Annotated in this window: 28 protein-coding genes and 1 tRNA gene; 19 read left to right on the top strand and 10 right to left on the bottom strand. The window is 67.9% G+C overall.

The annotated features are described in order from the left end of the window. Window positions 1–53: 53 nt before the first annotated feature. Window positions 54–395: a hypothetical protein gene (locus AC07NX_RS23430; protein WP_494645162.1), complete on the bottom strand. Its 342-nt coding sequence runs from the start codon at window positions 393–395 to the stop codon at window positions 54–56. Between the two features lie 189 nt (window positions 396–584). Between AC07NX_RS23430 and AC07NX_RS23425 the strand changes: the two genes are divergently transcribed. Beyond that, window positions 585–2,369, top strand: coding sequence for an SLC13 family permease (locus AC07NX_RS23425; protein ID WP_494645160.1), 1,785 nt, complete (start codon window positions 585–587; stop codon window positions 2,367–2,369). 12 nt (window positions 2,370–2,381) lie between these two features. On the opposite strand, the gene AC07NX_RS23420 is transcribed toward AC07NX_RS23425, so the two are convergent. Together AC07NX_RS23420 and AC07NX_RS23415 are read right to left on the bottom strand one after the other, a co-directional pair. Beyond that, complete coding sequence (locus AC07NX_RS23420) at window positions 2,382–2,951, bottom strand: response regulator (RefSeq protein ID WP_494645158.1); 570 nt, start codon at window positions 2,949–2,951, stop codon at window positions 2,382–2,384. Window positions 2,952–3,112: 161 nt separating this feature from the next. Continuing rightward, window positions 3,113–3,598: an outer membrane protein assembly factor BamE gene (locus AC07NX_RS23415; protein ID WP_494645156.1), complete on the bottom strand. Its 486-nt coding sequence runs from the start codon at window positions 3,596–3,598 to the stop codon at window positions 3,113–3,115. A gap of 120 nt (window positions 3,599–3,718) precedes the next feature. On the opposite strand from AC07NX_RS23415, the gene AC07NX_RS23410 reads away from it, so the two are divergent. From AC07NX_RS23410 to AC07NX_RS23380, 7 genes are all read left to right on the top strand, one after another. After that, window positions 3,719–4,249: a ubiquinol-cytochrome C chaperone family protein gene (locus tag AC07NX_RS23410; RefSeq protein ID WP_494645154.1), complete on the top strand. Its 531-nt coding sequence runs from the start codon at window positions 3,719–3,721 to the stop codon at window positions 4,247–4,249. Further along, window positions 4,234–4,791 carry a YceD family protein gene (locus tag AC07NX_RS23405; protein ID WP_494645152.1) on the top strand — a complete coding sequence of 186 codons (558 nt, stop codon included), beginning with the start codon at window positions 4,234–4,236 and terminating at the stop codon, window positions 4,789–4,791. The genes AC07NX_RS23410 and AC07NX_RS23405 overlap by 16 nt, the downstream gene beginning before the upstream one ends. Window positions 4,792–4,900: 109 nt before the next feature. Then, window positions 4,901–5,992, top strand: coding sequence for a phosphate acyltransferase PlsX (gene plsX / locus AC07NX_RS23400; RefSeq protein WP_494645151.1), 1,092 nt, complete (start codon window positions 4,901–4,903; stop codon window positions 5,990–5,992). Continuing rightward, complete coding sequence (locus AC07NX_RS23395) at window positions 5,989–6,966, top strand: beta-ketoacyl-ACP synthase III (protein ID WP_494645149.1); 978 nt, start codon at window positions 5,989–5,991, stop codon at window positions 6,964–6,966. Before plsX ends, AC07NX_RS23395 begins: the two co-directional genes overlap by 4 nt. Before the next feature lie 190 nt (window positions 6,967–7,156). Beyond that, window positions 7,157–7,459, top strand: coding sequence for an integration host factor subunit alpha (locus AC07NX_RS23390; RefSeq protein ID WP_012287059.1), 303 nt, complete (start codon window positions 7,157–7,159; stop codon window positions 7,457–7,459). 13 nt (window positions 7,460–7,472) lie between these two features. Continuing rightward, the gene (locus AC07NX_RS23385) at window positions 7,473–7,904 is read left to right on the top strand and encodes a MerR family transcriptional regulator (RefSeq protein ID WP_494645147.1); all 432 of its coding nucleotides are present in this window, start codon (window positions 7,473–7,475) and stop codon (window positions 7,902–7,904) included. Window positions 7,905–7,999: 95 nt separating this feature from the next. Beyond that, window positions 8,000–8,076: transfer RNA gene (locus AC07NX_RS23380), tRNA-Pro, on the top strand. Between the two features lie 72 nt (window positions 8,077–8,148). Here AC07NX_RS23380 and AC07NX_RS23375 read toward each other — a convergent pair. Genes AC07NX_RS23375 through AC07NX_RS23365 form a run of 3 tightly spaced genes read right to left on the bottom strand, consistent with a single transcriptional unit; the run spans window position 8,149 to window position 8,989 of the window. After that, on the bottom strand, window positions 8,149–8,487 hold the full coding sequence (locus AC07NX_RS23375) for a hypothetical protein (protein ID WP_494645145.1): 339 nt from the start codon (window positions 8,485–8,487) through the stop codon (window positions 8,149–8,151). 14 nt (window positions 8,488–8,501) lie between these two features. Beyond that, window positions 8,502–8,729, bottom strand: a complete 228-nt coding sequence (locus AC07NX_RS23370) for a DUF2842 domain-containing protein (RefSeq protein WP_145683146.1) — start codon at window positions 8,727–8,729, stop codon at window positions 8,502–8,504. Next, a complete protein-coding gene (locus AC07NX_RS23365) occupies window positions 8,726–8,989 on the bottom strand; it encodes a GlsB/YeaQ/YmgE family stress response membrane protein (protein ID WP_494645143.1) in 264 nt (87 codons plus the stop codon). The genes AC07NX_RS23370 and AC07NX_RS23365 overlap by 4 nt, the downstream gene beginning before the upstream one ends. A 152-nt stretch (window positions 8,990–9,141) precedes the next feature. On the opposite strand from AC07NX_RS23365, the gene AC07NX_RS23360 reads away from it, so the two are divergent. The 6 genes from AC07NX_RS23360 (at window position 9,142) to argC (ending at window position 15,135) form a co-directional block, all read left to right on the top strand. Beyond that, a complete protein-coding gene (locus AC07NX_RS23360; RefSeq protein WP_494645141.1) occupies window positions 9,142–10,173 on the top strand; it encodes a COX15/CtaA family protein in 1,032 nt (343 codons plus the stop codon). Between the two features lie 110 nt (window positions 10,174–10,283). Beyond that, on the top strand, window positions 10,284–11,786 hold the full coding sequence (locus AC07NX_RS23355) for an alkaline phosphatase (RefSeq protein WP_494645139.1): 1,503 nt from the start codon (window positions 10,284–10,286) through the stop codon (window positions 11,784–11,786). Window positions 11,787–12,115: 329 nt separating this feature from the next. After that, window positions 12,116–12,589: a 50S ribosomal protein L13 gene (gene rplM / locus AC07NX_RS23350; RefSeq protein ID WP_028040416.1), complete on the top strand. Its 474-nt coding sequence runs from the start codon at window positions 12,116–12,118 to the stop codon at window positions 12,587–12,589. 3 nt (window positions 12,590–12,592) lie between these two features. Next, on the top strand, window positions 12,593–13,066 hold the full coding sequence (rpsI, locus tag AC07NX_RS23345) for a 30S ribosomal protein S9 (RefSeq protein ID WP_035079299.1): 474 nt from the start codon (window positions 12,593–12,595) through the stop codon (window positions 13,064–13,066). Between the two features lie 152 nt (window positions 13,067–13,218). After that, on the top strand, window positions 13,219–14,097 hold the full coding sequence (locus AC07NX_RS23340) for a hypothetical protein (protein ID WP_494645136.1): 879 nt from the start codon (window positions 13,219–13,221) through the stop codon (window positions 14,095–14,097). 90 nt (window positions 14,098–14,187) lie between these two features. Next, window positions 14,188–15,135, top strand: coding sequence for an N-acetyl-gamma-glutamyl-phosphate reductase (argC, locus tag AC07NX_RS23335; RefSeq protein WP_494645134.1), 948 nt, complete (start codon window positions 14,188–14,190; stop codon window positions 15,133–15,135). Window positions 15,136–15,281: 146 nt separating this feature from the next. Here argC and AC07NX_RS23330 read toward each other — a convergent pair whose 3' ends face one another. From AC07NX_RS23330 to soxR, 3 genes are all read right to left on the bottom strand, one after another. Then, window positions 15,282–16,556: a hypothetical protein gene (locus tag AC07NX_RS23330; RefSeq protein ID WP_494645132.1), complete on the bottom strand. Its 1,275-nt coding sequence runs from the start codon at window positions 16,554–16,556 to the stop codon at window positions 15,282–15,284. 165 nt (window positions 16,557–16,721) lie between these two features. Next, the gene (locus AC07NX_RS23325) at window positions 16,722–17,351 is read right to left on the bottom strand and encodes a DUF1287 domain-containing protein (protein ID WP_494645130.1); all 630 of its coding nucleotides are present in this window, start codon (window positions 17,349–17,351) and stop codon (window positions 16,722–16,724) included. A 53-nt stretch (window positions 17,352–17,404) separates the two neighbouring features. Further along, window positions 17,405–17,875, bottom strand: coding sequence for a redox-sensitive transcriptional activator SoxR (gene soxR, locus AC07NX_RS23320; protein WP_494645128.1), 471 nt, complete (start codon window positions 17,873–17,875; stop codon window positions 17,405–17,407). Between the two features lie 76 nt (window positions 17,876–17,951). Between soxR and AC07NX_RS23315 the strand changes: the two genes are divergently transcribed. Beyond that, window positions 17,952–18,308 carry an antibiotic biosynthesis monooxygenase gene (locus AC07NX_RS23315; protein WP_494645126.1) on the top strand — a complete coding sequence of 119 codons (357 nt, stop codon included), beginning with the start codon at window positions 17,952–17,954 and terminating at the stop codon, window positions 18,306–18,308. A 152-nt stretch (window positions 18,309–18,460) separates the two neighbouring features. On the opposite strand, the gene AC07NX_RS23310 is transcribed toward AC07NX_RS23315, so the two are convergent. Next, window positions 18,461–20,467 carry a class I poly(R)-hydroxyalkanoic acid synthase gene (locus tag AC07NX_RS23310; protein ID WP_494645125.1) on the bottom strand — a complete coding sequence of 669 codons (2,007 nt, stop codon included), beginning with the start codon at window positions 20,465–20,467 and terminating at the stop codon, window positions 18,461–18,463. A gap of 95 nt (window positions 20,468–20,562) precedes the next feature. Between AC07NX_RS23310 and AC07NX_RS23305 the strand changes: the two genes are divergently transcribed. The 4 genes from AC07NX_RS23305 to glpX all read left to right on the top strand — a co-directional run bounded on the left by AC07NX_RS23305 (window position 20,563) and on the right by glpX (window position 24,706). Then, window positions 20,563–21,036, top strand: coding sequence for a hypothetical protein (locus AC07NX_RS23305; protein WP_494645123.1), 474 nt, complete (start codon window positions 20,563–20,565; stop codon window positions 21,034–21,036). A gap of 109 nt (window positions 21,037–21,145) precedes the next feature. Next, window positions 21,146–22,366: an LL-diaminopimelate aminotransferase gene (locus AC07NX_RS23300; protein WP_494645122.1), complete on the top strand. Its 1,221-nt coding sequence runs from the start codon at window positions 21,146–21,148 to the stop codon at window positions 22,364–22,366. Between the two features lie 43 nt (window positions 22,367–22,409). Next, window positions 22,410–23,699 (top strand): homoserine dehydrogenase, encoded by a 1,290-nt coding sequence (locus tag AC07NX_RS23295; RefSeq protein WP_494645120.1) that lies wholly within the window; start codon window positions 22,410–22,412, stop codon window positions 23,697–23,699. 53 nt (window positions 23,700–23,752) lie between these two features. Then, the gene (gene glpX / locus AC07NX_RS23290; RefSeq protein ID WP_494645119.1) at window positions 23,753–24,706 is read left to right on the top strand and encodes a class II fructose-bisphosphatase; all 954 of its coding nucleotides are present in this window, start codon (window positions 23,753–23,755) and stop codon (window positions 24,704–24,706) included. Window positions 24,707–24,777 lie beyond the last annotated feature (71 nt).

Below are 24,777 nucleotides of genomic sequence, written 5' to 3'. Positions count from 1 at the left end.
CGACGCCCCGGAGGTTTCCCTCCGGGGCGTTTTCATTGGGGTGGACAATCAGCCTAGCTGCGGCGGCCGTCGTGGCGATAGTCCTGGCGATCGTGGCGCTCGGCCCGGATTTGGCGGCTCAGGCGATCGAAGCGGGCGTCCAGGTCGGCGCGCTCGCGCATCGACAGGCCGTTCGACCGGCGATAGTTGGCTTCCAGGCGGCTGAGCGAGCGGAACTCGCCGCGCAGGCGCAGGGCTTCCGAGCGGGTCAGCGAGCCGTTGCGGACGCCCTGGTCGATGCGGTGCTCCAGATTGGCCTGGCGCTGGTTGATGGTCTGCCACGGGGCGGCCTGGGCGGCCAGCGGGGCGGCGGCGACGGTGGCCAGGGCGGCCAGGGCGAGAAGAGTGCGCTTCATGATGTTGTCTCCGACGATGTCCTGTCGGGCGCTCGGCGCGTCCGATCGAGGCCATAAACCCGGTTTCGGCTGAACGTTCCCGGAGCGCGTCGTTGTCTTCGGTTCATGTGGCGGCGGTGAACGGAACACCGCCGCGGCCGTTGTCTGGGCGGGCCGGGTCGATGGTCAGGGTGGTGGAGACGACGGCGCGTGACGCTGCAGCAGGGACTGTCCTTCGGCCTGATCGGCGCGACGGTGCTGTGTTTCATCTGGGGGCGCTGGCGCTACGACCTGATCGCGCTGGCGGCCCTGGCCGTGGGCGTGGCGTGCGGGCTGATCCCGATCAAGTCGGCCTTCGCCGGCTTTTCCAACGACATCGTGGTGATCATCGCCAGCGCCCTGGTGCTGAGTGCGGCGATCTCGCGCTCAGGCCTGGTCGACACCCTGATGGCCCCGCTGCTGCCGCGTCTGAAGGACGAGCGCACCCAGGTTCCCGTGCTGTCGACCGCCACGACGGTGCTGTCGATGGTCACCAAGAACGTCGGGGCCCTGGCGCTGATGATGCCTTCGGCCCTGCGCATCGCCCGCACCACGGGCGTGTCGCCGGGGCGGCTCCTGATGCCGATGTCGTTCGGTTCGCTGGTCGGCGGCCTGGCGGTGCTGGTCGGCACCTCGCCCAACATCATCGTCTCGGAGGTGCGGCGCGAGGCCCTGGGCAGGCCCTTCGCCATGTTCGACTTCATGCCGGTGGGCGGGACCCTGTCGGTGCTGGCGATCGCCTACCTGGCCTTCGCCTATCGTCTGCTGCCCAAGAGCCGGGCGGCGGCCATCGACATCGACGCGGCCCTGGCGGCCAACGCCTATGTCACCGAGGTGGAGGTCCCGGAGGGCTGGAGTTTCGGCCTCGGCCGCATCGCCGACCTGCGGAAGGCGGCCGGGGAGGCGGTGGTCGTCGTGGCCCTGCTGCGCGGCCGCCGGCGCATCGCCTCGCCGCATCCCAACCGCAAGCTCCAGCCCGGCGACGTCCTGCTGCTGGAAGGCCAGCAGCAGGAACTGAACGAGCTGATCGTCAAGGCGCGGCTGAAGCTCAGCGACGCCGACCGGCCGGTCGTCATGGAGGCGCCGACCGACGAGGTGCGGGTGGTCGAGGCGGTCATTGGCGCGGAGTCGGACCTGATCGGCCAGACCGCCCGGGGCATGACCCTGAACGACACCTATGGCGTCAACCTGCTGGGCGTCAGCCGCGCCGGCTATCGCATGGCCGGCCGCCTGGCGACCGTGCGGATGAAGGCCGGCGACATCCTGGTGCTGCAGGGCGCCGAGCAGTTGCTGCCCGCCGCCCTGCAGGCCCTGGGCTGCCTGCCGCTGGCCGAGCGCGAGGTGCGGCTGGGGGGCTTTCGCCACGCCCTGCTGCCGACCGCCATCCTGGCCGCGGCCATGCTGCTGGTGGCGTTCGGCGTCCTGCCGGTGGCCGGCGGCTTCTTCGCGGCGGCTGTCGTGGTGGTGGCCACCGGCGCCCTGCGGATGCGCGAGGCCTATGCGTCGCTGGACGCCCCGGTGCTGGTGCTGGTGGCCGCCCTGATCCCGGTCAGCGACACGGTGCAGGCCAGCGGCGGCACGGACCTGATCGCCGGCTGGCTGTCGGGCGCGTTCCACGGCCTGCCGCCGCTGCTGACCCTGACGGCGATGATGGCCGTGGCCATGGCGGCGACCCCGTTCCTGAACAACGCCGCCACGGTGCTGATCGTCGCCCCGATCGGCCTGGGCCTGGCCAAGCATCTGGGATTGAGTCCGGATCCGTTCCTGATGGCGGTCGCGGTCGGGGCGGGGTGCGACTTCCTCACCCCGGTCGGGCATCAGTGCAACACCCTAGTGCTGGGCCCCGGCGGTTACCGCTTTGGCGACTACGCCCGGCTGGGCGCGCCGCTCACCGCGCTGATCCTGGTGGTGGCGCCCAGCCTGATCGCCCTGGTCTGGCCGTTCGCCGGCCGCTGAGCGCGGCGATGATCAGTACACGTCTTCCGGATCGAGCACCGGCGTGGGGTCGGCCCGGCCATAGGCGTCGAAGGCCGGCGCGGCGGCCGCCTCGGCGACGCCGCGCCGTTCCTGGCCGACATAGTCGTGATCGATCCTGCGGCGGCGGCAGGGACCGAAATAGGCGCCGGCCCGAACGAAGTCGCGCGGGTTGTTGATCACCTCGTTGACCCGGTGCAGCACCCCGCGCGCGGTGAGGGGCTTGGCCAGGAACTCGGTGACGCCGGCCATGCGGGCCTCGTCCAGGCTGGCGCGGGTGGCGTGGCCGGTGACCATGATGATCGGCGTGTACGGATTGGCGCTGGCCGGCGAGGTCCGCACCCAGCGAATGAAGGCCAGGCCGTCGACCGGCTGCATCATCAGGTCGGTGAAGATGATGTCGACTTCGCGCTCGGTGACCGCCTTCAGGGCCTCGACGCCGTCGCTGGCCTCGAGGATCTTGCGCACACCCAGCGACTTGAGGACCGTGGCGATGATCTCGCGCATCGGCGCGTTGTCGTCGATGATCAGCACCGTCAACGGGCGCAGGTCGGGCGCGCTCAAGATCTTCCCCCCGGGGCGGGCGCGGCGCGGCGGCAGGCCGTCGCGACCCTAGGCCCGGAGAATGGAGGCGTCGTCGTTGAGAAAACGTTGATACCGCGAAAAAATGTCGCAGAGAATCAGGTGGTTATTCTTAACGGGTTGCGGCGTGCGTCCGCTGGACCCTAGCGACGGTCCTGCGGACGGTTGCCGGGGGTGTCGTCCTCTTGCGGCAGCATGCCGCCGCGGCCGACGTTGCCCAGCAGCTGTTCGAGGATCGTCATCTCGCGGCCGCGGGTCGGGGTCTCATGGCCGTTATAGGCGATGACCTTGCCGTCCTTCAGCGTGTAGGTGTCGACCGAGGCGACCTTTTCGTCGGCCGGATTGAACTTGATCGCCACCACGTCGCGCTTGATCACCCGCGGCTTGTAGAAGGCGACCCGGTCCGTGGTCTGCGAGATGTAGTACCAGGCGTTCTGGTCGAAGGTCGAGGTGGCCGAGGGCGAGCCCAGCTTTTCGGTGACGGTCGACTTGCTGTCCTCGCCGATCTTCATGTCGGCGGGCTTGGCCTCGATGGCCTGGAAGCCCGAATAGCTCGTCAGCGGCGTACAGCCCCCGGCGACGGCGGCGAGGCCGATGACGGCGGCGGCGAGAACGGCGGGACGAAACATTGAGGCTCCAGAACCTGGACAGGCTGACTTTGACCTATCGCCCGCGCGGGCTTAGTTCAATGGTCCGCGTGGATCGAACGGCTAACTAGTTCCGCGTCGCGGCGAAATCGAGGCGAAGTGATGTTTCTGGACCGGCTGCTCAAACCCAGGCCCGCCAAGGCGGCGGGAGGCAAGCTCTATGCCTCGGCGGTGGCCCAGGCTCGTTCGCCCGCGTTCTACGCCCGGATGGGCGTGCACGATTCGATGGAGGGCCGGTTCGAGCTGTTCACCCTGCACGTGGCCCTGCTGCTGGAACGGCTGAAGGGCGAAGGCGAGCCGGCGGCCGAGGTTTCGCAGGAGACCTTCAACGCCTATACGCGCGGCCTGGACGACGCCTTCCGCGAGATCGGCGTGTCCGACACCGCGGTCGGCAAGAAGATGAAGAAGCTGGTCGGCGCCGCCTATGGCCGGCTCAAGGCGTTCGACGAGGCCGCCAAGGCCTTGCCCGACCGCTCGGTGCTGAGCGCGACCCTGGCCCGCACGGCCTTCGAGGAGCGCGGCGAGGGCGACCTGGCGGGCCTGACCGACTATGTGGTCGCCGCGCGCGACCAGCTGGCGGCCCAGCCGCTGGAGACCCTGCTGCAAGGAGAGGCTCAATGGCCGAAGGCGTGATCGATCCCTGGCCCAGCGCCGTCCCCCTGGGCCGGGTCAGCCGCGGCGGCGTCGACCTGCGCTTCGAGCCGGACCTGGCCGCGCGCCGCGAGATCGCCAAGACCCTGGGCCTGGTGTCGCTGGAGTCCCTGACCGCCGAGGTCTTCCTGCGGCCATGGATGGACGGCGCCGAGGTTTCGGGCCTGATCCGCGCCCGCGTGACCCAGGTGTGCAGCGTGTCGGCCGACGAGTTCGAGGAGCCGGTCGAATCGCGGTTCAGCGTCCACGTCCTGCCGGCCGACAGCGAATACGCGCCCCAGGACGAAGACACCGGCGGCGAACTGGGCATCGATCCCGACGGCGACGATCCCCCGGACGTGCTGGAAGGCGAGACCATCGACGTCTCGGCCTATGTGATCGAGCACCTGGCCCTCGAGCTGGACCCGTTCCCGCGCAAGCCGGGCGCGGTCTTTCAACCGCCGGCTGAGCCCGTGGACCTTTCGCCCTTCGCCGCGTTGAAAAAGCTGAAGAGCGACCCCGGCGCCGGGGGCGAAGGGGCCTGAAATGGCCGAGTCCTTCCGCTTGCGTGATATTCTCGCGGCTGTATCGTCCCGCCGCCTTGCCATCACCCCAGAACGGGCGGTGCGCCGCTACAGGAGCCGATAGCGCCTCGTGCCTCACCCCGTAGTCATTTCGATCGACGCCATGGGCGGGGATCACGGTCCGTCCGTGATCGTGCCCGCCGTGGCGCTGGCCGCCAAGAGCCTGCCCGATGTCCGTTTCCTGCTGCACGGTGACGAAACCCAGCTGAACGCCCAGCTGGCCAAGTGTCCGGACGCCCGCGCCGTCAGCGAGGTGCGCCACACCGACAAGGCCATCTCGATGGAGGAAAAGCCCGCCCAGGCCATGCGCCGGGGCAAGGGCACGAGCCTGTGGAACGCGGTCGAGGCGATCCGCGCCGGCGAGGCCGCCGCCTGCGTCTCGGCCGGCAACACCGGCGCCCTGATGGCGATCTCCAAGCTGATCCTGCGCATGGGCGCCAATCTGGAGCGCCCGGCCATCGTGGCCAGCTGGCCGACCATGCAGGGCGTCTCGGCGGTGCTTGATGTCGGCGCCAATGTCGAGAGCGACGCCAAGCAGCTGATCGAGTTCGCGATCATGGGCGCGGCCTTCCACCACGCGGTGCACGGCTCGCAGCGCCCGACCGTGGGCCTGCTCAATGTCGGCTCCGAGGACCAGAAGGGCCATGAGGAGGTGCGCGAGGCGCATGCCATCCTCAAGGAAACCAAGCTGGACTTCGATTATCGCGGCTTCGTCGAGGGCACCGACATCGCCAAGGGCACGGTCGACGTGGTCGTCACCGACGGCTTCACCGGCAATGTCGCCCTGAAGACCGCCGAAGGTCTGGCCCGGTTCTTCGGGGCCGAGATCCGGTCCACCCTGACCTCCGGGCCGCTGGCCATGCTGGGTGCGCTGATCGCCTCGGGGGCGCTGAAGAAGATGCGCCGGCGCCTGGACCCCGGCCGCGTCAACGGCGGCCCGCTGCTGGGCCTCAACGGCATCGTGGTCAAGAGCCACGGCGGGGCGGACGCCCTCGGCTACGCCTCGGCCATCCGCGTGGCGGTCGACCTGGCCCGCAGCGACTTCTCGGCCGAGATCGACCGCAACCTGAAACGCCTGACCGAAACCGGCCTCAAGTCCGGCGCTGAAGTAGAAAAGGCCGCAGGCGTGTCGGGCGCCGAGGGCCAGGGAGCTTCCGAGTGAGCGTAATTCGTAGCGCCGTCACCGGCGTCGGGGCCTATCTGCCGGACAACATCGTCACCAACGACCAACTGGCCGAGACCGTCGACACCAGCGACGCCTGGATCGTCGAGCGCACCGGCATCCGCCAGCGCCACAAGGTGGCCGACGACCAGCCGGTCTCGGACCTGGCCTTCCGCGCCGCCCAGCAGGCGCTGGAGCGGGCCGGCAGGACCGCCGCCGAGGTCGACCTGATCATCGTGGCCACCACCACGCCCGACATGACGTTTCCGGCCACCGCCACCATCGTCCAGCGCAAGCTGGGCGCGCCGGTCGGCATCGCCTTCGACGTCCAGGCCGTCTGCTCGGGCTTCGTCTACGCGCTCAGCGTCGCCGACGGCTTCGTGGCGCGCGGCCATGCCAAGTGCGCCCTGGTGATCGGGGCCGAGGCCATGACCCGGCTGATGGACTGGACCGACCGCGGCACCTGCGTGCTGTTCGGCGACGGGGCCGGGGCGGTGGTGCTGGAGCCCCGCGAAGGGCAGGGGACCACGGCCGACCAGGGCCTGTTGGGCTTCGCCCTGCGCGCCGACGGGACCAAGCAGGAGCTGCTCTATGTCGACGGCGGGCCTTCGACCACGGGTACTGTGGGCAAGCTGCGCATGCTGGGCAACCAGGTATTCAAGCACGCGGTGATCAACATCTCCGAGGCGATCCATGCAGCCGCCAAGGTGGCGGGCGTGACGATCCCCGAGGTCGACTGGTTCATCCCGCACCAGGCCAACCAGCGCATCCTGGCCGGTGTCGCCCATCGGGTCGGCATCGACGAGGACAAGGTGATCTCGACGGTCGCCCTGCACGCCAACACCTCGGCCGCCTCGATCCCCCTGGCCTTCGCCCAGGGAATCGCCGACGGTCGGATCAAGCCCGGCCAGCTGCTGCTGCTCGAGGCGATGGGCGGCGGGCTGACCTGGGGCGCCTGCGTTCTGCGCCTTTAAGGGTCAAGCTTCGCCGTTTTGGGCCGCCAGCTTGCGCTATCGCCTGAAGTCTCGGCGCTCAGCCTTTGACTCCATGCGATAATCACGGCATGCAGGCTTGAGTTGATGAGAGCGCGTTGCAGAAACACGGGGCTCCACCCCGTCCGACGCGCGCGCTCTGGGGTTTGTCAATCCAGCGTAAGGGGGCGTCATGAAAGGCGCGACATTGACCCGGGCCGATCTCTGCGAGGCGGTCCACGAGGAAGTCGGTCTGACCCGCCAGGACTGTGCGGGTCTGGTCGAACGCACCCTGGATCTGGTCGCCGAGGCGCTGGAGAAGGGCGAGACGGTCAAGCTTTCCGGCTTCGGCGTCTTCCAGGTGCGCGACAAGCGGGCCCGCATGGGCCGCAATCCCAAGACCGGCGAGCCCGCCGAGATCGAGCCCCGCCGGGTGATCGGTTTCCGGGCCTCGCAGGTCATGAAGGCGCGAATCGACCGCGCCTTGGGCGGCTAAGGGACATCATGCGGTGGCGAAGGGGCCCAACGCCTTCCGCACGATTTCCGAAGCCGCCGACGAGCTGGGCGTGCCGCAGCACGTCCTGCGCTTCTGGGAAACCAAGTTCTCGTTCATTCGCCCGATGAAGCGGGCCGGCGGGCGGCGGTTCTACCGCCCGCAGGACATCGCCGTGCTGAGCGGCGTGCGCGCCCTGCTGCACGCCGAGGGCTACACCATCAAGGGCGTGCAGAAGCTGCATCGCGAGCAGGGCCTGACCCACGTGATCGCCGCGGGCCTGGGCGACAACGGCTCGGCCTCGCTGGACGCCCTGGCCGTGGCCGCCGCCGTCGATTCGACTGCGCACGGCGAACTGGCCGAGGAGGCGCGGGACCGGCTGGTGATGGCGCTGGACGACCTGCAGGCCGTCAAAGCCCGGCTGGACGGGCTTTTGCGGGGCCTGTGAGGCCCGTTCGGCCCCCCCTTCAAATCCCTGGGAATTGACCGAGAAATCCCATTGCCCCCGGCAAGGCTCGCACCTATAAGGGCGCTCCTTCCGGACGGAGCGTGGCGCAGCCTGGTAGCGCACTTGACTGGGGGTCAAGGGGTCGCAGGTTCAAATCCTGTCGCTCCGACCATTTCCTCCTCGCGGGGAATGAGACCGGAAGAATGGAAAGGCCGCTCGAAAGGGCGGCCTTTTTCTTTGGCGGTCAGTCGAAGGTGGACATCTGTGTCGACGCCATTCGCAACTTCCGCCGTGTCCTCCAACGCAGAAAAAGCCACAGCGCCGTCCCGGTTGAAAAGACTCCGGTCGCGAGACCGACGCCGAGATATCGCAGCACCTGAGCGCCGCTGGTGAGTTCCTCCGGCGTGAAAGGGATTTGCAGGAAGAGGCCGGCGATGCAGCCAGCGCCGCCGGAAGCCACGAGCCGGGGCACCAGGATCAGGGCGTGGCGCCGCGGCAGGAAGAGTTTGGCGACGACGAAGCATGCCGCCGTCGCGATCGTCGCGACGATCAACAGGAAGATGATGGTGAAGGCCGGTCCCATGACATCCCCCTGCCTCAGCGCCCGATCGGCTTGTCCGCCTTGCCCATCCAGGACATCAGCGGCATCAGCGGCAGGCCCCAGCCCAGGCCGGCGACCACGAAATAGATCAGGTGCACGGCGCGATTGTTCGGCAGGACGTCGTAGAGGCTGGTGAAGGCCCAGATCCAGGCGGCCAGGAACACCAGGATGCCGATCCCGCCGATCAGCTTGCGCAGGCGGGCGGGGATGAGGGGAGCGCTCAAGCGGGTCTCCGGAAGAAGCTCGATACGATGCCGAGGACGGCCAGGAAGAAGATCGCGCCCACGCTGGAGACCAGCAGGCTGCCGAGGAAGCCGTCGAACCGCAGGTCCAGCCGCTGGGCGATGAAGGTTCCGATGAACGAACCGACGACGCCGATCAAGAGCTTGGTGAACAACCCGTGGTGGCGGGCCAGCACCAGGTCGGCGATCCAGCCGGCCAGGATGCCGATCACCACGGCCACGAAAACGCCAACCCCGCTCATGCCAGTCTCCGAACGTCGCCCGCCCTTGGCGCCCACGGCATCATCGCATGCCGCGCCTTACGCGTCATGAGGCCATGGACGCGGGCGCGCGTCGGGCGTACGGCAAGGCTTCGCCGTATTTCGGCCCTCAACTGACGTTCTTTCCGGCTGTCATGACGTCCTTCCTGCGTTCCGATCGTTCAAGGCCCGTGGCCGTCTGGCTGTTCGTCGTGGCCGTCCTGGTGTTTGGCATGGTGGTGGTCGGGGGCGCGACGCGCCTGACCGACTCCGGCCTGTCGATCACCCAGTGGAAGCCGATCATGGGCGCGCTGCCGCCGATGTCGGACGAGGCCTGGCGGGCCAATTTCGAGCTCTACAAGAAGATCCCGCAGTACCGGCTGGTCAACGCCGGCATGACGCTGGAGGCCTACAAGGGCATCTTCTGGTGGGAGTGGGCGCACCGGCTGCTGGGCCGACTGGTCGGGGTGGCGTTCGCCATCCCGTTCGTGTTCTTCCTGGTCCGCCGGATGATCCCGCGCCGCCTGATCTGGCGTTGCGCGGTGCTGCTGGGCCTGGGCGGGCTGCAGGGGCTGGTCGGCTGGTGGATGGTGTCCAGCGGCCTGTCCGAGCGGGTCTCGGTGGCCCCCGAGCGGCTGATGATCCACCTGGGCCTGGCCCTGGGCCTGTTCATCTTCCTGATCTGGACCGCCCTGGACGCCTGGTCGGGCTCGCCGCGCGTCGAGGAGCGCACCGACTGGCGCGGCTGGGCCCTGGGTTTCCTGGGCGCGGTGTTCTTCCAGAGCCTGCTGGGGGCCCTGGTGGCCGGCAACGATGCAGGCCTGGTCTACAATGACTGGCCGCTTATGAATGGCGCGCTGATCCCGGCGGAATACGCCGGCCACGGCTTCTGGGGCACGATCGCCCACAGCCAGGGCGCGGTGCAACTGCATCACCGGCTGATGGCCTACGCCCTGTTCGTCGCCGCCATCGTCCTGGGCGTGGCCGCCGCCCGCTCGCGCCGGCTGCCCGAGGAGGCCAGGCTGACCGCCTTCGTCCTGGTCGGCGTCGTCTGCCTGCAGGCGGGCCTGGGGATCTGGACCCTGATGGCCGCCGTGCCCCTGGCCCTGGGCGTGCTGCACCAGGCCGGGGCGGCGATCCTGCTGGCCACGGCCACCGCCTTCGCCTGGCGGGTGAGAAGGCCCTGAGGCGCCCGCGCAGCGGGCCTCGAAGGACGCACGGCTTTTCGAGGCGACCGCTCAAAGAACTGTCATGAAACGCCAGCAGAGGACATCCGACGTCCTTGCTGGAGCTTATCGTGACCCGCGCCTCCCTGTTCCTCGCCGCCGCGCTCGTGGCTCTGTCCGCCCAGGCTCAGGCCGCGCCCAAGCCGGCCGCCAAGCCGCCCGCGCCGGTGACCAACGCCGCGCCCGCCGACGCCTATTTCCAGGCGGGCCAGGCCGCCCTGGCCAAGGCCCTGACGGTCAATCCCAGGACCGGCAAGGCCAAGAACGTCATCCTGTTCCTGGGCGACGGCATGGGCATCTCGACCGTGGTGGCCAGCCGCATCTATGAAGGCCAGCAGCGCGGCGTCGACGGCGAGAGCAATTTGCTGTCGTTCGAGAAGCTGCCCTGGACGGCGCTGTCCAAGACCTACAGCCACGACACCCAGGTGACCGACAGCGCCGCGGGCATCACCGCCATCACCACCGGGGTGAAGACCCGCAACAAGGTCATCGGGCTGAGCGGGGCCGCCAAGCCCGAAAGCTGCGCCAGCGAGGCGGGGACCCGGGTCGAGACCATCGCCGAACTGGCCAAGGCCCATGGGCTGTCGGCCGGGGCGGTGACCACCACCCGCATCACCCACGCCACCCCGGCCGGGACCTACGCCCACACCGCCTATCGCGACTGGGAAGGCGACGGCGACATGCCGACTGACGCCCTGGCCGCCGGCTGCAAGGACATCGCCCGCCAGCTGGTCGAGGCGCCGGCCGGCGTCCGCCTGGACGTGGCGCTGGGGGGAGGGCGCTCGCGCTTCCTGCCCGAGGCCAAGGACGGCAAGCGGGCCGACGGCCGCGACCTGACCGCCGAATGGCTGAAGGCCCCGAACGCCGCCTATGTGACCACCGACGCCGAGCTGGCGGCCCTGGATCCGGCCAGGACCGGTCCGGTGTTGGGCCTGTTCGCCAACGAGCACCTGCCCTACGAGGTCGAGCGCCCGGTGCTGGGCCAGGGCGTGCCGACCCTGGCGGCCATGGCGACCAAGGCCGTCGACCTGCTGGCGAAGAACCCCAAGGGCTACTTCCTGCTGGTCGAGGGCGGCAAGATCGACATGGGCAGCCACCTGAACAACGCCAAGCGGACCCTGAGCGAGACGGTCGAGTTCTCCAAGGCGGTCCAGGCGGTGCTGGATAAGGTGAACCTGGACGAGACCCTGGTCATCGTCACCGCCGACCATAGCCACGGGCTGGTGATCTCGGGCTACGCCGCCCGCAACGCCCCGATCCTGGGCCTGGCCGGCAACGAGGGCGAGCCGGTCGTGGCCGGCGACGGCAAGCCCTACACGGTGCTCAGCTTCGCCACCGGCCCCGGCGGTCCCGAAGGTTCCAACCTGCGCGCCGACCCCGCCAAGGAAGACACCGACGACATCGACTACCACCAGAACGCCACGGCCTTCCTGGCCAGCTCGGCCCATTCGGGCGAAGACGTGGGCGTGTTCGCCGACGGGCCGGGATCCTACCTGGTGCGCGGCGTGGTCGAGGAGAGCTACCTCTACCAGATCATGCGCCACGCCTACGGGTTCGACGCGGCGGCGAAGTAGGGGCTCTCGTCGCGCCCTCTCCGTTTTCCCTGAAGTTGTCATCCCGGAAGCGCGTAGCGCTGTCCGGGACCCAGGAGACTGGGCGCAAGCGGTGCGGCCGCCCTGGATCCCGGCGCTTCGCTACGCTTCGGCCGGGATGACAACTGAGAAGGGGGATGCGATATGGTATTATAATACCCTATCGCGAAATTCCTTGCTGCATAAGGGTTTGCGGAGTTTCTTGCGCGCGCATTGTTGACAGGCCGCGAACGCTCCTGTACCTGCCGCCCCTCACGCAGACGGAGCCGCTTTCCTTGGCCCCCGACGCACAAGGAATACGGATCAATCCCATGCAAAAGACCACGGCTTCCCTGAAGCCCGCCGAGGTCGAGAAGAAGTGGATCGTGGTCGACGCCCAGGACGCCGTTGTCGGTCGTCTGGCGACGTTCATCGCCATGCGTCTTCGCGGCAAGCACCGGCCCGACTACACCCCGCACGTCGACTGCGGCGACTTCGTCGTCGTGATCAACGCCGACAAGGTGAAGTTCACCGGCAAGAAGCTGGACGACAAGGTCTACTACCGCCACACCGGTCACCCGGGCGGCGTCAAGTCGACCACCCCGCGCAAGCTGCTGGAAGGCCGCTTCCCGGAACGCGTCCTGGAAAAGGCCGTCGAGCGCATGCTGCCCAAGGAAAGCCCCCTGGCGCGCAAGCAACTGACCCACCTGCTCATCTACAACAACGGTGAGCACCCGCACCAAGCGCAGAGCCCCGAAGTGATCGATTTCGCTTCGCGCAACGCCAAGAACACCCGGAGCGCCTAAGTCATGTCCGAAGCTCAAGGCTTTGACGCGCTGGCCAGCCTGTCCAGCAACCCCGAAGCGGCCGCTCCGGCCGAACCCAAGATCGACGCCCAGGGCCGCGCCTACGCGACCGGCAAGCGCAAGAACGCGATCGCCCGCGTCTGGATCAAGCCCGGCAAGGGCTCGATCACGATCAACGGTCGCGACCAGGAAGTGTACTTCGCCCGCCCCGTGCTGCGCATGATGATCGCCCAGCCCCTGGAGGTCACCGACCGCCTGGGCCAGTTCGACGTCGTCGTCACCGTGGAAGGCTCGGGCCTGTCGGGCCAGGCCGGCGCCGTGCGTCACGGCCTGTCCAAGGCCCTGACCTACTACGAGCCCGGCCTGCGCACCCTGCTGAAGCCGCACGGCTTCCTGACCCGCGACAGCCGCGTCGTCGAGCGTAAGAAGTACGGCAAGGCCAAGGCCCGCCGCAGCTTCCAGTTCTCGAAGCGCTAGGCGTCCCGACACCGAAGAAAGAGGCCGCGGTTTCCGCGGCCTCTTTTTTTTTGCCCGGAATCCCCGAATCTGCCGGTACCTTGCGGCCCGATCGATGGCCGCAGTCACGTTTGCTGATGCGCTTCCATCTCGCAGCGGATGTCGAGGGCGTCATGGAAGTCAGTCAGGTCGTCCGGGAGTCGATCCTGCAGGTGGGCGCCAAGCGCGTCATGCTCGAACAGGCCCGGGACGCCCTGGAGACGATCGTCCTGGGCCCGTCGCAGGGCGACTACGGGTTCGACCCGGCCCACGTCCCCAATTCGTTCAACCTCTGCTACCGGTCGCTGGACCTCAAGCACTGTTACGCCCTGTACCAGCGGACCATCGCGATGTGTCCGAACCTGAAGAACGTGGTGCTGTTCTATTCGGTGTTCTCGCCCGGCGCCGTGCTGGAGCGCAGCCTCGACGAGAGCGACATCGGGCCGTTGTTCAGCGCGCTGTTCGAGCTGGATGTCGAGTACCCGGCCGACCCTCTCAACAATCTGGCGAAGGCCCTGACCCAGCAGTTGCAGGAGGGCATGGCCGCCACCCTGATCGAGGAGGCCGCCACGCTGGACGGCCGCGCCGGCTTCCTGCCGAACGACAAGGCGGGGGCCGCGACGGAGCAGTTCCAGACCCGCCTGCTGGCCGACATCCGGCGCAACTACGAAGCCGGGGCGGACTATTACCTGCTGAAGATCCTGGCCCTGGCCAATCGCCTGGGACACGGGGTGACCATCGTCATCCCGCCGGTGACCCCGCTCTATCGAAACACCCTGAACACCCGGTCCAGCGTGCTTTTCCGTGAGCTGATCGAGGTGGTGGGGCTGTTTCCCTGGACCGTGCCGATCAAGATGCTCAACGCCTATGACGACGAGTCCTACGAGGGCTCGTTCTTCGTCGACAGCGACCACCTGGACGCGCGCGGGGAGGGGACGCGCCGACTGTCGCGGGCGATCGCCGAAAGGGTCCTGGGCTCGGAGGCCGCCGCCCAGGTTGTTGCGGCGCAATAAACCGCCCGGACCTGGATCAAAGATCCGTTTCGCTCCCCGGCGGAGTAGGCTAGATCGTCCGCTCCTCATGGTTCGGGTACGGGAGGGCGCATGGCCCCCAAGGTCTTCATCGACGGCGAAGCGGGCACCACCGGGCTGCAGATCCGCGAACGCCTGGTCGGCCGCAAGGACCTGCAACTGGTCTCGATCGACCCGGACAAGCGCAAGGATCCCCAGGCCCGCAAGGCGATGCTGAACGGCGCCGACGCGGTGATCCTGTGCCTGCCCGACGACGCGGCCAAGGAGGCCGTGGCGCTGATCGAGGACCCGAAGGTCAAGGTCATCGACGCCTCGACCGCCCACCGCACCGCGGCCGGCTGGACCTACGGCTTCCCAGAACTGGACGAGGAGCAGCGCGGCAAGGTCGCCTGGTCGACCCGGGTGTCGAACCCCGGCTGCTATGCGACGGGCGCCATCGCCCTGGTCCGGCCGCTGGTCTCCAACGACATCATCGCCGCCGACCTGCCGCTCTCGTTCAACGCCGTGTCGGGCTACACCGGCGGCGGCAAGGCGATGATCGCCGAGTTCGAGGACGAGACCTCGCCGAACTACACCAAGGTCCCGTACCGCATCTACGCCACGGGCCTGAACCACAAGCACCTGCCCGAGATCCAGGCCCACGGCGGCTTGCTGACCCGGCCGATCTTCACCCCGGCCGTCGGGCGCTACGCCCAGGGCATGCTGGTCGAGCTGCCTCTGCATCTGAGCATGCTGAACGGCAGCGTCTCGATGACCGAGATCCACGAGGCCCTGGCCGACCACTACGCGCGCGAGGCCTTTGTCGAGGTGGCGTCGCTGAACGAGACCAAGGGCCTGACCACCCTGGACCCGGAGGGCCTGAACGGCACCAACCGCCTGAAGCTGTTCGTGTTCGGTTCGGAAAGCAGCGGCCAGGTGCGCCTGGTGGCCCTGCTCGACAACCTGGGCAAGGGTGCGTCCGGCGCGGCGGTCCAGAACCTGAACCTGATGCTGGGACTGAAGGAAGGCGCGGGGCTTTAGACGCGAGGCGTTCGATGTGACGCTTTGGCTGGAAGCCTCGTCGCGAGTAAAGGCCCTTCGGCCGATCGTCCGAAAGCCGGGCGCGATTTCTCGGCCCGACTCTTGGAAGACTCGGTTTGTTCAGTCTATTGCGGGCGTCGACGCACCTACGGTAGGCCGCCGACCTCGAACTCGGCGAAATCGAAGCTCACAGTGAAAAACGATTGGGCGCCCGAACTTATCGAGTAAGCGACGAAGTACCCATTTCTTGGTCGAATGGATCCCCAGGCGTAGGCAAGATCTCCTGGGCTGACGCTGCTGGAGGCGACCGGCATGTTCAGGATCGGCCCATATAGAACAGCTCCCACAACGGCGGATTTGAAGGCGAGCTGATTGTGCGCCAGATCAGACCGGCCTTCGACCATTCCGGTCATGCTTGTGACGTTGGGGCCGATTACCCCTTTCGACGCCTGAACGACATCGACCGTGAAGCCATAGGAACCTGACGCGTCGGCCGTGCTGGGCGTTGCGAATTCCACGCTCACCCAAGGGTTAACGGTATTGCCGGTGACAAACTTGTATCCACGGGCCGCGCTGTAAGCGCCGTCGGGAATCGAAGTCGCCCATGCGGATACGAATTCCGCGAGGACGAATATCGCGTTAGCTGGGCCCGAGAACTCCACACCTTCCCGCCAGATGTTCGGGTTTTCAGTGCAGGTCGCACCGATCTCGATCCAGGTTCTGACGTTTTGTGTCGTCGCTTGCGTTCCATACTGAGTTGTTCCATCGCCGTTGACGACGTAGGCCTTGGCCACTCCCCCAGAAGTGATGGGGATGACCGCGCATGCGAATGCGCGTTTCTGGCGTGAAAACTGCTGAAGACGTTCAGAAGAGGCTTGGCAATACAGATACTCCAGACCGGATGTCTTTTTCTGGAATACGAGATATCGGACGCATCCATTGAACCGTTTCCTCAGCGAGGCGTAGTCCCCAACCTGGTAATAGGGCCAACCACTAGCGCCATCATTGATGTTCTTGGTAAGCAGGGTGGTGAGCGCGCCGCCGGCGGCGCCCGTATCATCGCCTCGTGTGACGATGGATACGGTAAATGCGGTCGATGTGGTTGGAACGCCTGAAAGCTTTTCAAGCGTCGCTGTGAATGACGTATTCGCCGTTACGCTCAAGACGCGTAGCGGGGTTTGCAGACAGGCTGGCGGGGCGGGTGAATTGCACTGGACCAGTTCACCAGGGACGAGGCCGTCGGTGTTCGTGGTCAAAAAATTTACGCTCGCTCGTCCGTCCGGCAGCACCACCCAATTGATCCCGGTGACCTGAAGATCACCGCGCCGACCAGAAAAATCTTCTTTCCATTTTTTGACGATCAAAGATCCATCGACGACTTGAAAATCTGGATTGGGCCATTCGTTGTCCAGGGCCGACATAATTGTCTCCAAAGTTGGTTACCCAGATGGAGCATGCGATGGACGTTCGACGCGAACGCTCGTTGCACGCGCCGGGTGAGGATCACCCGGTAGGGTGTATCCATCATGGAGGGAGGGGGCGTCAGAAACGGTCGCTCTCGACGCCGCTATTCATGGAAGCTCGCCTCAGGCTCGCCAGCGATAGTGCCCCACCGCGGTGTGGAGCTTGAACATCCACAGCGGCTCCTCGCGCGCCCCGCCGCCGATGTTGTGGACCACCCGCACCCGCCCGGGGCCTTCGCTGACGACGCCGATGTGCGGGCGGCCGCCCCAGACGCGCCAGGTCAGTATGTCGCCGGGCAAGAGACCGTCGAAGCGGTCGCCGGCGGCCTTGGCCGGCGCGACGGCCAGGCGAGCACGCTGGCGCGTCAGATAGGTTTCCAGGTTCAGCACCCGGCGATGGTCGATATTGGAGTCGGGCCCCTTCAGTCCCCAGGCGCGTCGGGAAGGATAGGCGTCGAAGTTGCGGGTCATGTCCTCGTGGACCAGCTGCTGCAGGTCCACGCGCCAGGCGTCGCGGGCGGCGCGGATCAGCACGTCGGCGCAGACGCCGGTCGAGCGCAGCACGTCGCCATTAGGGTAGGGGATCGCACGGTAGCTGGGGTCGTAGTCCTTGGTGACGCCGACCTGGCTGCGCGCGGCCTGGGCGAGGCGCTGGCCGTTCGAGGCGACGGCCGGGCGCGCGAAGGCCTGGCGCGCGCCGACCATCGGCGAGGCGACCAGAATGCCCAGGGCGGTCCGGCGGTTGAGTCCCATGCCCGCAAGCTCCAGTACAATCCTGGCGAGTTTTGGGCGAAGCTCGTTCGCCGTCAGCTGGCCTCGGATTCCAGGAGCCTGGGGCCCGAACCCTGCGCGCCCAGCACGTCCTGAGGATTGCGGAGCGGGCAGGTCTTGAGGGACAGGCAGCCGCAGCCGATGCAGTCGTCCAGCTGGTCGCGCAGCTGGCCCAGCTTGCGGATGCGCTCGTCCAACTCGGACCGCCAGGCGCGCGACAGCTCGGCCCAGTCGTCGGCGGTCGGCGCGCGGCCGTCGGGCAGGCGGGCCAGGGCCGCCTGGATCGTGGCGAGGGGGATGCCCGTGCGCTGGGCCACCTTGATCACCGCCACCCGGCGCAGGATCCCGCGCGGATATCGCCGCTGGTTGCCCTCGGTCCTCAGGCTGCGGATCAGGCCCTTGGCCTCATAGAAGTGCAGGGTCGAAACCGCCACGCCGCTGCGCTTGGCCACCTCGCCGACACTCAGCGTGCCGCCGGGAAAGACAGGTTCATCGAGCCTGGACATTCGCGCTTGACCTCAACTTTGGTTGAGGTTTTACAGGGAAGGCTCCTTCCACGGCAACGCCTTTCCAGGAGCCTCCATGACCACGCTCACCGTTCCCGATCGCGCCACGGTCGCCGCCGCCCTGTCCGATCCGCCGGTCTTCAGCATCAGCATCATCCAGACCAAGCCCGGCAAGTTCGACGAGTTCGTCGCCCTGCAGCACGCCCAGTTCCTGCGTGTGCGCGGTCAGGTCCAGGGCGTGCGCGGCAGCCGGATGCTGAAATCGCCGGCCAAGGGGGTGGTGGTGCTGATCTCGTCGTTCGAGACCGCCCAGGACGCCGAGCGTTTCCGCCGGGATCCGCGGTTCACCGAGCACCTGGAACGCGTGCAGCCGCTGATCGACCGCGCCGAGGCGATGCCGGTCGAGCTGGCCTATGAGATGGGGCTGATCTGAGCGGGCTCGCACGGCATCTGACGAGCCCATCCTCATGGTGTCCTCCCGGAAGCCACGTAGCGCTTGCCTCGGGATCCAGGTGAACCGCAAGGCCTTCGCCCGGCCCCCTGGGTCCCGGACAGCCTCTGCGAGGCTTCCGGGATGACAACCTGTTACGTCGCCACGTTCGACCGCACCCGGACATAGCTGCCGGGGGCGTCCTCGAGCGGCTTCAACGGTCCCTTGGCCGGGTCGCGGGCCGGGATCTGCGTGCCGGACCTGGCCTTCAGCCAGGTCGCCCAGTGCGGCCACCACGAGCCGGGATGCTCGACCGCCCCGGCCCGCCAGCCCTCGACCGAGCCGGGCAGGTGCTCGTTGGTCCAGTGCTGGTATTTGTTGGCGTCCGGATGGTTGATCACGCCGGCGATGTGGCCCGATCCGGCCATGGTGAAGGTCACCGGCCCGCCGAACGCCCGCGCGCCGCGATAGACGCTGCGATAGGGCGCGATGTGATCGTCCTTGGAGGACTGCACGTAGATCGGGATCTTGACCTTCGACAGGTCCAGCGCCTCGCCGCCCAGGGTGAGCCGGCCCTGGGTCAGGGCGTTGTCCTTGTAGAAGTTGCGCAGGTAATAGAGGTGCAGGGCCTTGGGCATGCGCGTCTGGTCGGCGTTCCAGAACAGCAGGTCGAACGGCCGCGGCTCCTTGCCCATCAGGTAGTTGTTGATGAAGAACGACCAGATCAGGTCGTTGCCGCGCAGGCTGTTGAAGGTGTCGGCCATCGACTGGCTGGGCAGGTAGCCGCCCTGGCGGTCGATCTGCTCCTCGATGGTCTTGATCCAGGCCTCGTCGGTGAACAGCAGCAGGTCGCCGGCCTCGGAGAAGTCCTGCTGGGCGGCGAAGAACGTGGCCGAATTGATCCGCTTGTCGCCCTTGGCGGCCATGTGGGCCAGGGCGCAGGACAACAGGGTGCCGCCGATGCAGTAGCCGACGGTGTTGACCCGGTCGACGCCGGTCTGGGCCATCACCTGCTGGCAGGCGTCATAGATCCCCTCGAACATGTAGTCCTCGAAGGTTTTGTCGGCCTGGCGGTTGTCGGGATTGACCCACGAGGCGACGAACACCGTGAAGCCCTGGCCGGTCAGCCAGCGGATCATCGAGTTCTCGGGGCGCAGGTCCAGGATGTAGAACTTGTTGATCCAGGGCGGGAAGATCAGCAGCGGGATCTCGTGCACCGTCTCGGTGGTGGGAGAAAACTGCAGCAGCTGCAGGATGTCGTTCTGGTAGACCACCTTGCCGGGGGCGGTGGCGACGTTCTCGCCGACCTTGAACTTGGCCAGGTCGGTCTGGCTGATCGCCAGCTGGCCGCCGCCGCGCTCCAGGTCGGCGGCGAAGTTCTCCATGCCGCGCACCAGGCTTTCGCCCTTGCTCTGCATCACCTCGCGCAGGGCGGCGGGGTTGGAGATCAGGAAGTTCGACGGCGAGAACGCGTCGGTCAGCATCTTGGTGAAGAACTCGACCCGGCGCTTGGCGCCGGGATCGACGCCCTCGGCCTGCGAGACCAGCTCGTTCAGCCAGTTCGACGACAGCAGGTAGCTCTGCTTCATCATGTCGAACATCGGGTTCGAGGCCCAGTCGGGATCGCTGAACCGCTTGTCGCCGTGGGCGGGGGTGACCACGGGCTGGGTCGGCTCGCCGGTCATCTTGCGGGCCGCCGACTGCCACAGGTCCATGTAGCGGCTGAACAGGTCGGCCTGGGCGCGCAGCAACCGGTCGGGCTGGGCGGCCAGGCTGGTCATCACCTCGTTGAAGGCCGGGCCGACGTGGAAGGGATCGGGGCTGAGGGCGGCCGGGCGGTCGGCCTGGCGCAGGGCGGCCTCGGCGATCGCGCCCTGGGCGGTGACGGCGGCGCGGGCCAGGTTGGCCGACAGCGTCTCCAGCATCTGGCGCTGGTCGGGCGACAGGAAGGTTTCGAAGTCGGGCAGGGCGCTGGAGACGGGCGGCGGATCCGGCCGTTCGGGGCGCGTGGCCGATTCGGCCGCCTTGGCGCGGGAGTCCGGCGCGCGATCCGGTGAAACCTTCGGCGTGGCCTTTGTCCTGGTCTTGGCTGCGGATGGCGCCGCATCCGCCTTGGCCGCCGGCTTTTTTCGCGTTTTGGGGGAGGTTTGGGTCGTGGCCATGGACTTCCTTCCGCCGTCTTGTCGTGAGCCATCTCGCCTTGGCGGTGCGGATGGCCTTTCGCTCGTCGCGATCATCGCATAAGACCTGAGACAAGATGAACGACGAAACCGGTAAAATCGTACGTCTTGGCGTACTCTTTCGCGGCGCGGCTCTCACGAGCCTGCTGGCGGGACTGACCGCGTGCGCCTCGTCGATCTCGCCGTTCACGCCGCCGCCGGCCGATCCCGGCTCGCCGGTGGCCGCCGCGGCCAACGCCGCCGCCAAGGATTCCAAGGACGCCGTCGCGCCGCGCTTCATCGACATTCCGGCGATCCCGACCGACGTGCGCACGCCTGTCCAGTTCAAGAAGGCCGTGGGCGCCGAGAAGATCGCCGCCGACAAGCTGAAGCGCGACACCGCGCCCAGCACCTGGACCCTGTCCGACACCGAAGGCTATGCGTCCAAGGCCCGCAAGATCGGCAAGGCGCCGCCGAGCGACATTCCCACCGATGCCGACCGCGCCGCGACCGAAGCCTTCGCCAAGGCGGCGCGCGAGCGAGCTACCGCGCCTCCGTCCAAGCCCCAATAGGGCGACGGAGGCATAAAATTCCCGTAGCTGGCTTGGCTATGCCCCGCTCGGGGTCTATCCATGCCCGACATCCGCTCCCGGCGCGCCGCTGCGGCGCATTGAGCATTTCATGACCTCCGATTTCCATCGCATCCGTCGCCTGCCGCCCTACGTCTTCGAAGAAGTCAACAAGATCAAGGCGCGCCTCCGCGCCGAGGGCGTCGACATCATCGACTTCGGCATGGGCAATCCCGACATGCCCACGCCCAAGCATATCGTCGACAAGCTGATCGAGACCGCGCGCGACCCCAAGGCCGGCCGCTATTCGGCCTCCAAGGGCATCGCCGGCCTGCGCAAGGCCATGGCCGGCTATTACGGCCGCCGGTTCGGCGTGAAGCTGAACCCCGACACCGAGGTGATCGCCACCCTGGGCTCCAAGGAGGGCTTCGCCAACCTGGCCCAGGCCCTGACCGCCCCCGGCGACGTGATCATCTGCCCCAACCCGGCCTATCCGATCCACGCCTTCGGCTTCATCATGGCCGGCGGCGTGATCCGCCACGTGCCGGCGCTCTCGCCCGAGCAGTACCTGTCCAACATCAGCCGCGCGGCCAAGCACTCGGTGCCGCCGGCCAGCGTGCTGATCCTGTCCTATCCGTCCAACCCGACCGCCCAGTGGGTGGACCTGGACTTCTACAGGGACGCCGTCGCCCTGGCCAAGAAGCACGAGCTGCTGGTGATCAGCGACGTGGCCTATGGCGAGATCTATTTCGACAACAACCCGCCGCCCTCGATCCTACAGATCGACGGGGCCAAGGACATCGCCGTCGAGGTCAATTCGCTGTCGAAGACCTACGCCATGGCCGGCTGGCGCGTGGGCATGGTGGTCGGCAACGCCCGGATCTGCGCGGCCCTGGCCCGGGTGAAATCGTATCTCGACTACGGCGCCTACACGCCGGTGCAGGTGGCCGCCGCGGCCGCCCTGAACGGCCCGCAGGACTGCGTCGACGAGATCCGCGGCATCTACAAGAGCCGCCGCGACACCCTGGTGTCGTCGATGAAGCGCGCCGGCTGGGAGATCCCCAACCCGCCGGCCTCGATGTTCGCCTGGGCCAAGATTCCCGAGCCGTTCGAGGCCGCCGGCTCGATGCTGTTCTCGCGGCTGCTGATCGAGGAGGCCGGCGTCGCCGTCGCCCCCGGCATCGGCTTTGGCGAGTATGGCGAGGGCTATGTCCGCATCGGCCTGGTCGAGAACGAGCAGCGGATCAAGCAGGCCGCCCGCAACGTCAAGAAGTTCATCGCCAACGCCGACACGATCCTGGCCAAGGCGCACAACAAGATGGAACAGGTCTAGGGCGCGGACGCGCTGCCCGGCCGCAGAGTTTAGGAACGCGAACATGACCCAGAAGACCTGGCGCGTCGGCGTCGCCGGCCTCGGCACCGTCGGCGGGGGGCTGCTGCAGTTCCTGGCCGAACAGCCCGACTTCGCTCCCGCCGGTGACAGGGCGGTGGTGACGTCGGTCTCGGCCCGCTCCAGGTCGCGGCCGCGCACGGTCGACATCTCGGGCCTGGCCTGGTTCGACGACCCGGTCGCCCTGGCCTCGTCGCCGGACGTCGACCTGTTCGTCGAGCTGGTCGGCGGCAGCGACGGTCCGGCCAAGGCCGCCGTCGAGGCCGCCCTGAAGCTGGGCAAGCCGGTCGTCACCGCCAACAAGGCCCTGATCGCCGAGCACGGCGCCGAGCTGGCCGCCCTGGCCGAGGCCAACGACGCCCCGCTGCTGTTCGAGGCCGCCGTCATGGGCGGCACGCCGGCGGTGAAGATGCTGCGCGAGGCCATGGTCGGCGACGAGGTGGTCGGCGTGGCCGGCATCCTCAACGGCACCTGCAACTTCATCCTCAGCGAGATGGAGAAGACCGGCCGCGACTTCGCCGACGTGCTGCGCGAGGCGCAAGGGTTGGGCTACGCCGAGGCCGACCCGACCATGGACGTCGGGGGCTTCGACGCCGGCCACAAGATCAGCATCCTGGCCGCCCTGGCCTTTGGCTGCGCGCCCAAGTTCGACGCCGCCGAGATCGAGGGCATCAGCGAGGTCGAACTGCTGGACATCAAGCTGGCCAAGGACTTGGGCTATCGGATCAAGCTGGTGGCCGGCGCCGCCAAGAGCGACGACGGCGTGTCGGTGAAGGTGCATCCGTCCCTGGTTCCGCTGGAGCATCCCCTGGCCCAGGCGGGCGGGGCGCTCAACGCCCTGTTCATCGAGGGCAAGCGGATCGGCCGGATCTTCATCCAGGGACCGGGCGCGGGCGCGGGCCCCACCGCCGCCGCCGTGGCGGCCGACATCGCCGACGTGATGACCGGCGCGCGACGCCCGGTGTTCCAGGCGCCCGCCGGCCAGTTGAAGCCGTTCGTGGCCGTGGATCCGACCCGCTCGGTGGGCAAGGCCTATCTGCGGATCATGGTCCGCGACGAGCCCGGCGCCATCGCCGCCATCTCCGAGACCCTGGCCGAATGCGCCGTGTCGATCGACAGCTTCCTGCAGAAGCCCGTCGAGGGGGCAGGGGGCGTGCCGATCGTGCTCGTCACCCACGCGACGCCCGAATCCAACCTCCTGGACGCGATTAGTCGCATCGAAAAGCTGCACGCCGTGCTAGAGCGTCCCCGCCTTTTGCGCGTCGCGCGCATCTGAGAACCGCGCCAAGCGGTCGGACCGAAAAGCCTCGCCTAGGCTGGGAGACGTTGATGAGTTCGAAGACCCTGGACCGCGCGCTGGTCCTGGACGCGGTCCGCGTGACCGAAGCCGCCGCCATCGCTTCGTGGACGATGGTGGGTCGGGGCGACGAGAAGGCGGCCGACCAGGCCGCGGTCGACGCCATGCGCAACGCGCTGAACGAGCTGGCCATCGACGGCGAGATCGTGATCGGCGAGGGCGAGCGCGACGAAGCGCCCATGCTCTATATCGGCGAGAAGGTCGGCACGGGGCAGGGCCCCGCCATCGACATCGCCCTGGATCCGCTGGAAGGCACCACCCTGACGGCCAAGGCCATGCCCAACGCCCTGGCTGTGATGGCCTGGGCGCCCAAGGGCAGCCTGCTGAACGCCCCCGACACCTACATGGACAAGATCGCCTGCGGTCCGGGCCTGCCGGCCGGGGTGATCGACCTGGACAAGTCGCCCGCCGACAACATCAAGGCCGTGGCCGCCGCCAAGGGCGTCGCGCCCGAGCAGATCACCGTCTGCGTGCTGGATCGCCCGCGCCACGCCGAGATCATCGCCAGCGTCCGTTCGGTCGGGGCGCGGGTCAACCTGATCACCGACGGCGACGTGGCCGGGGTGATCGCCACCACCGACCCCTCGACCGGCATCGACCTCTATGTCGGCTCCGGCGGCGCGCCCGAAGGCGTGCTGGCCTGCGCGGCCCTGAAATGCGTCGGCGGCCAGTTCCAGGGACGGCTGCTGTTCCGCAACGGCGACGAGCGCGCCCGCGCCGCCAAGTGGGGCATCACCGAGCTGGACAAGAAGTACGATCTGCACGAGATCGTCCGCGCCGACGCGATCTTCGCGGCCACCGGCGTCACCTGGGGCAACCTGCTGGACGGGGTGACCTACAAGGACGGCTTCGTCCACACCCACACCCTGGTCATGAACTCGTCGACCGGCACGGTGCGCGAAGTGCGGATGAAGCGGAAGGCCTAGCAGGCCGTTGAAGAAGTCTCCCGGCGGGCGATGAAGTCGGCTTCGTCGCCGCTGTGGAAGCAGATTTGGCC

This window comes from Caulobacter sp. GW821-FHT09A05, assembly GCF_059418465.1.
The sequence above is the reverse complement of the archived record's forward strand: the minus strand, read 5'-3'. Positions and strand labels throughout refer to the sequence as shown.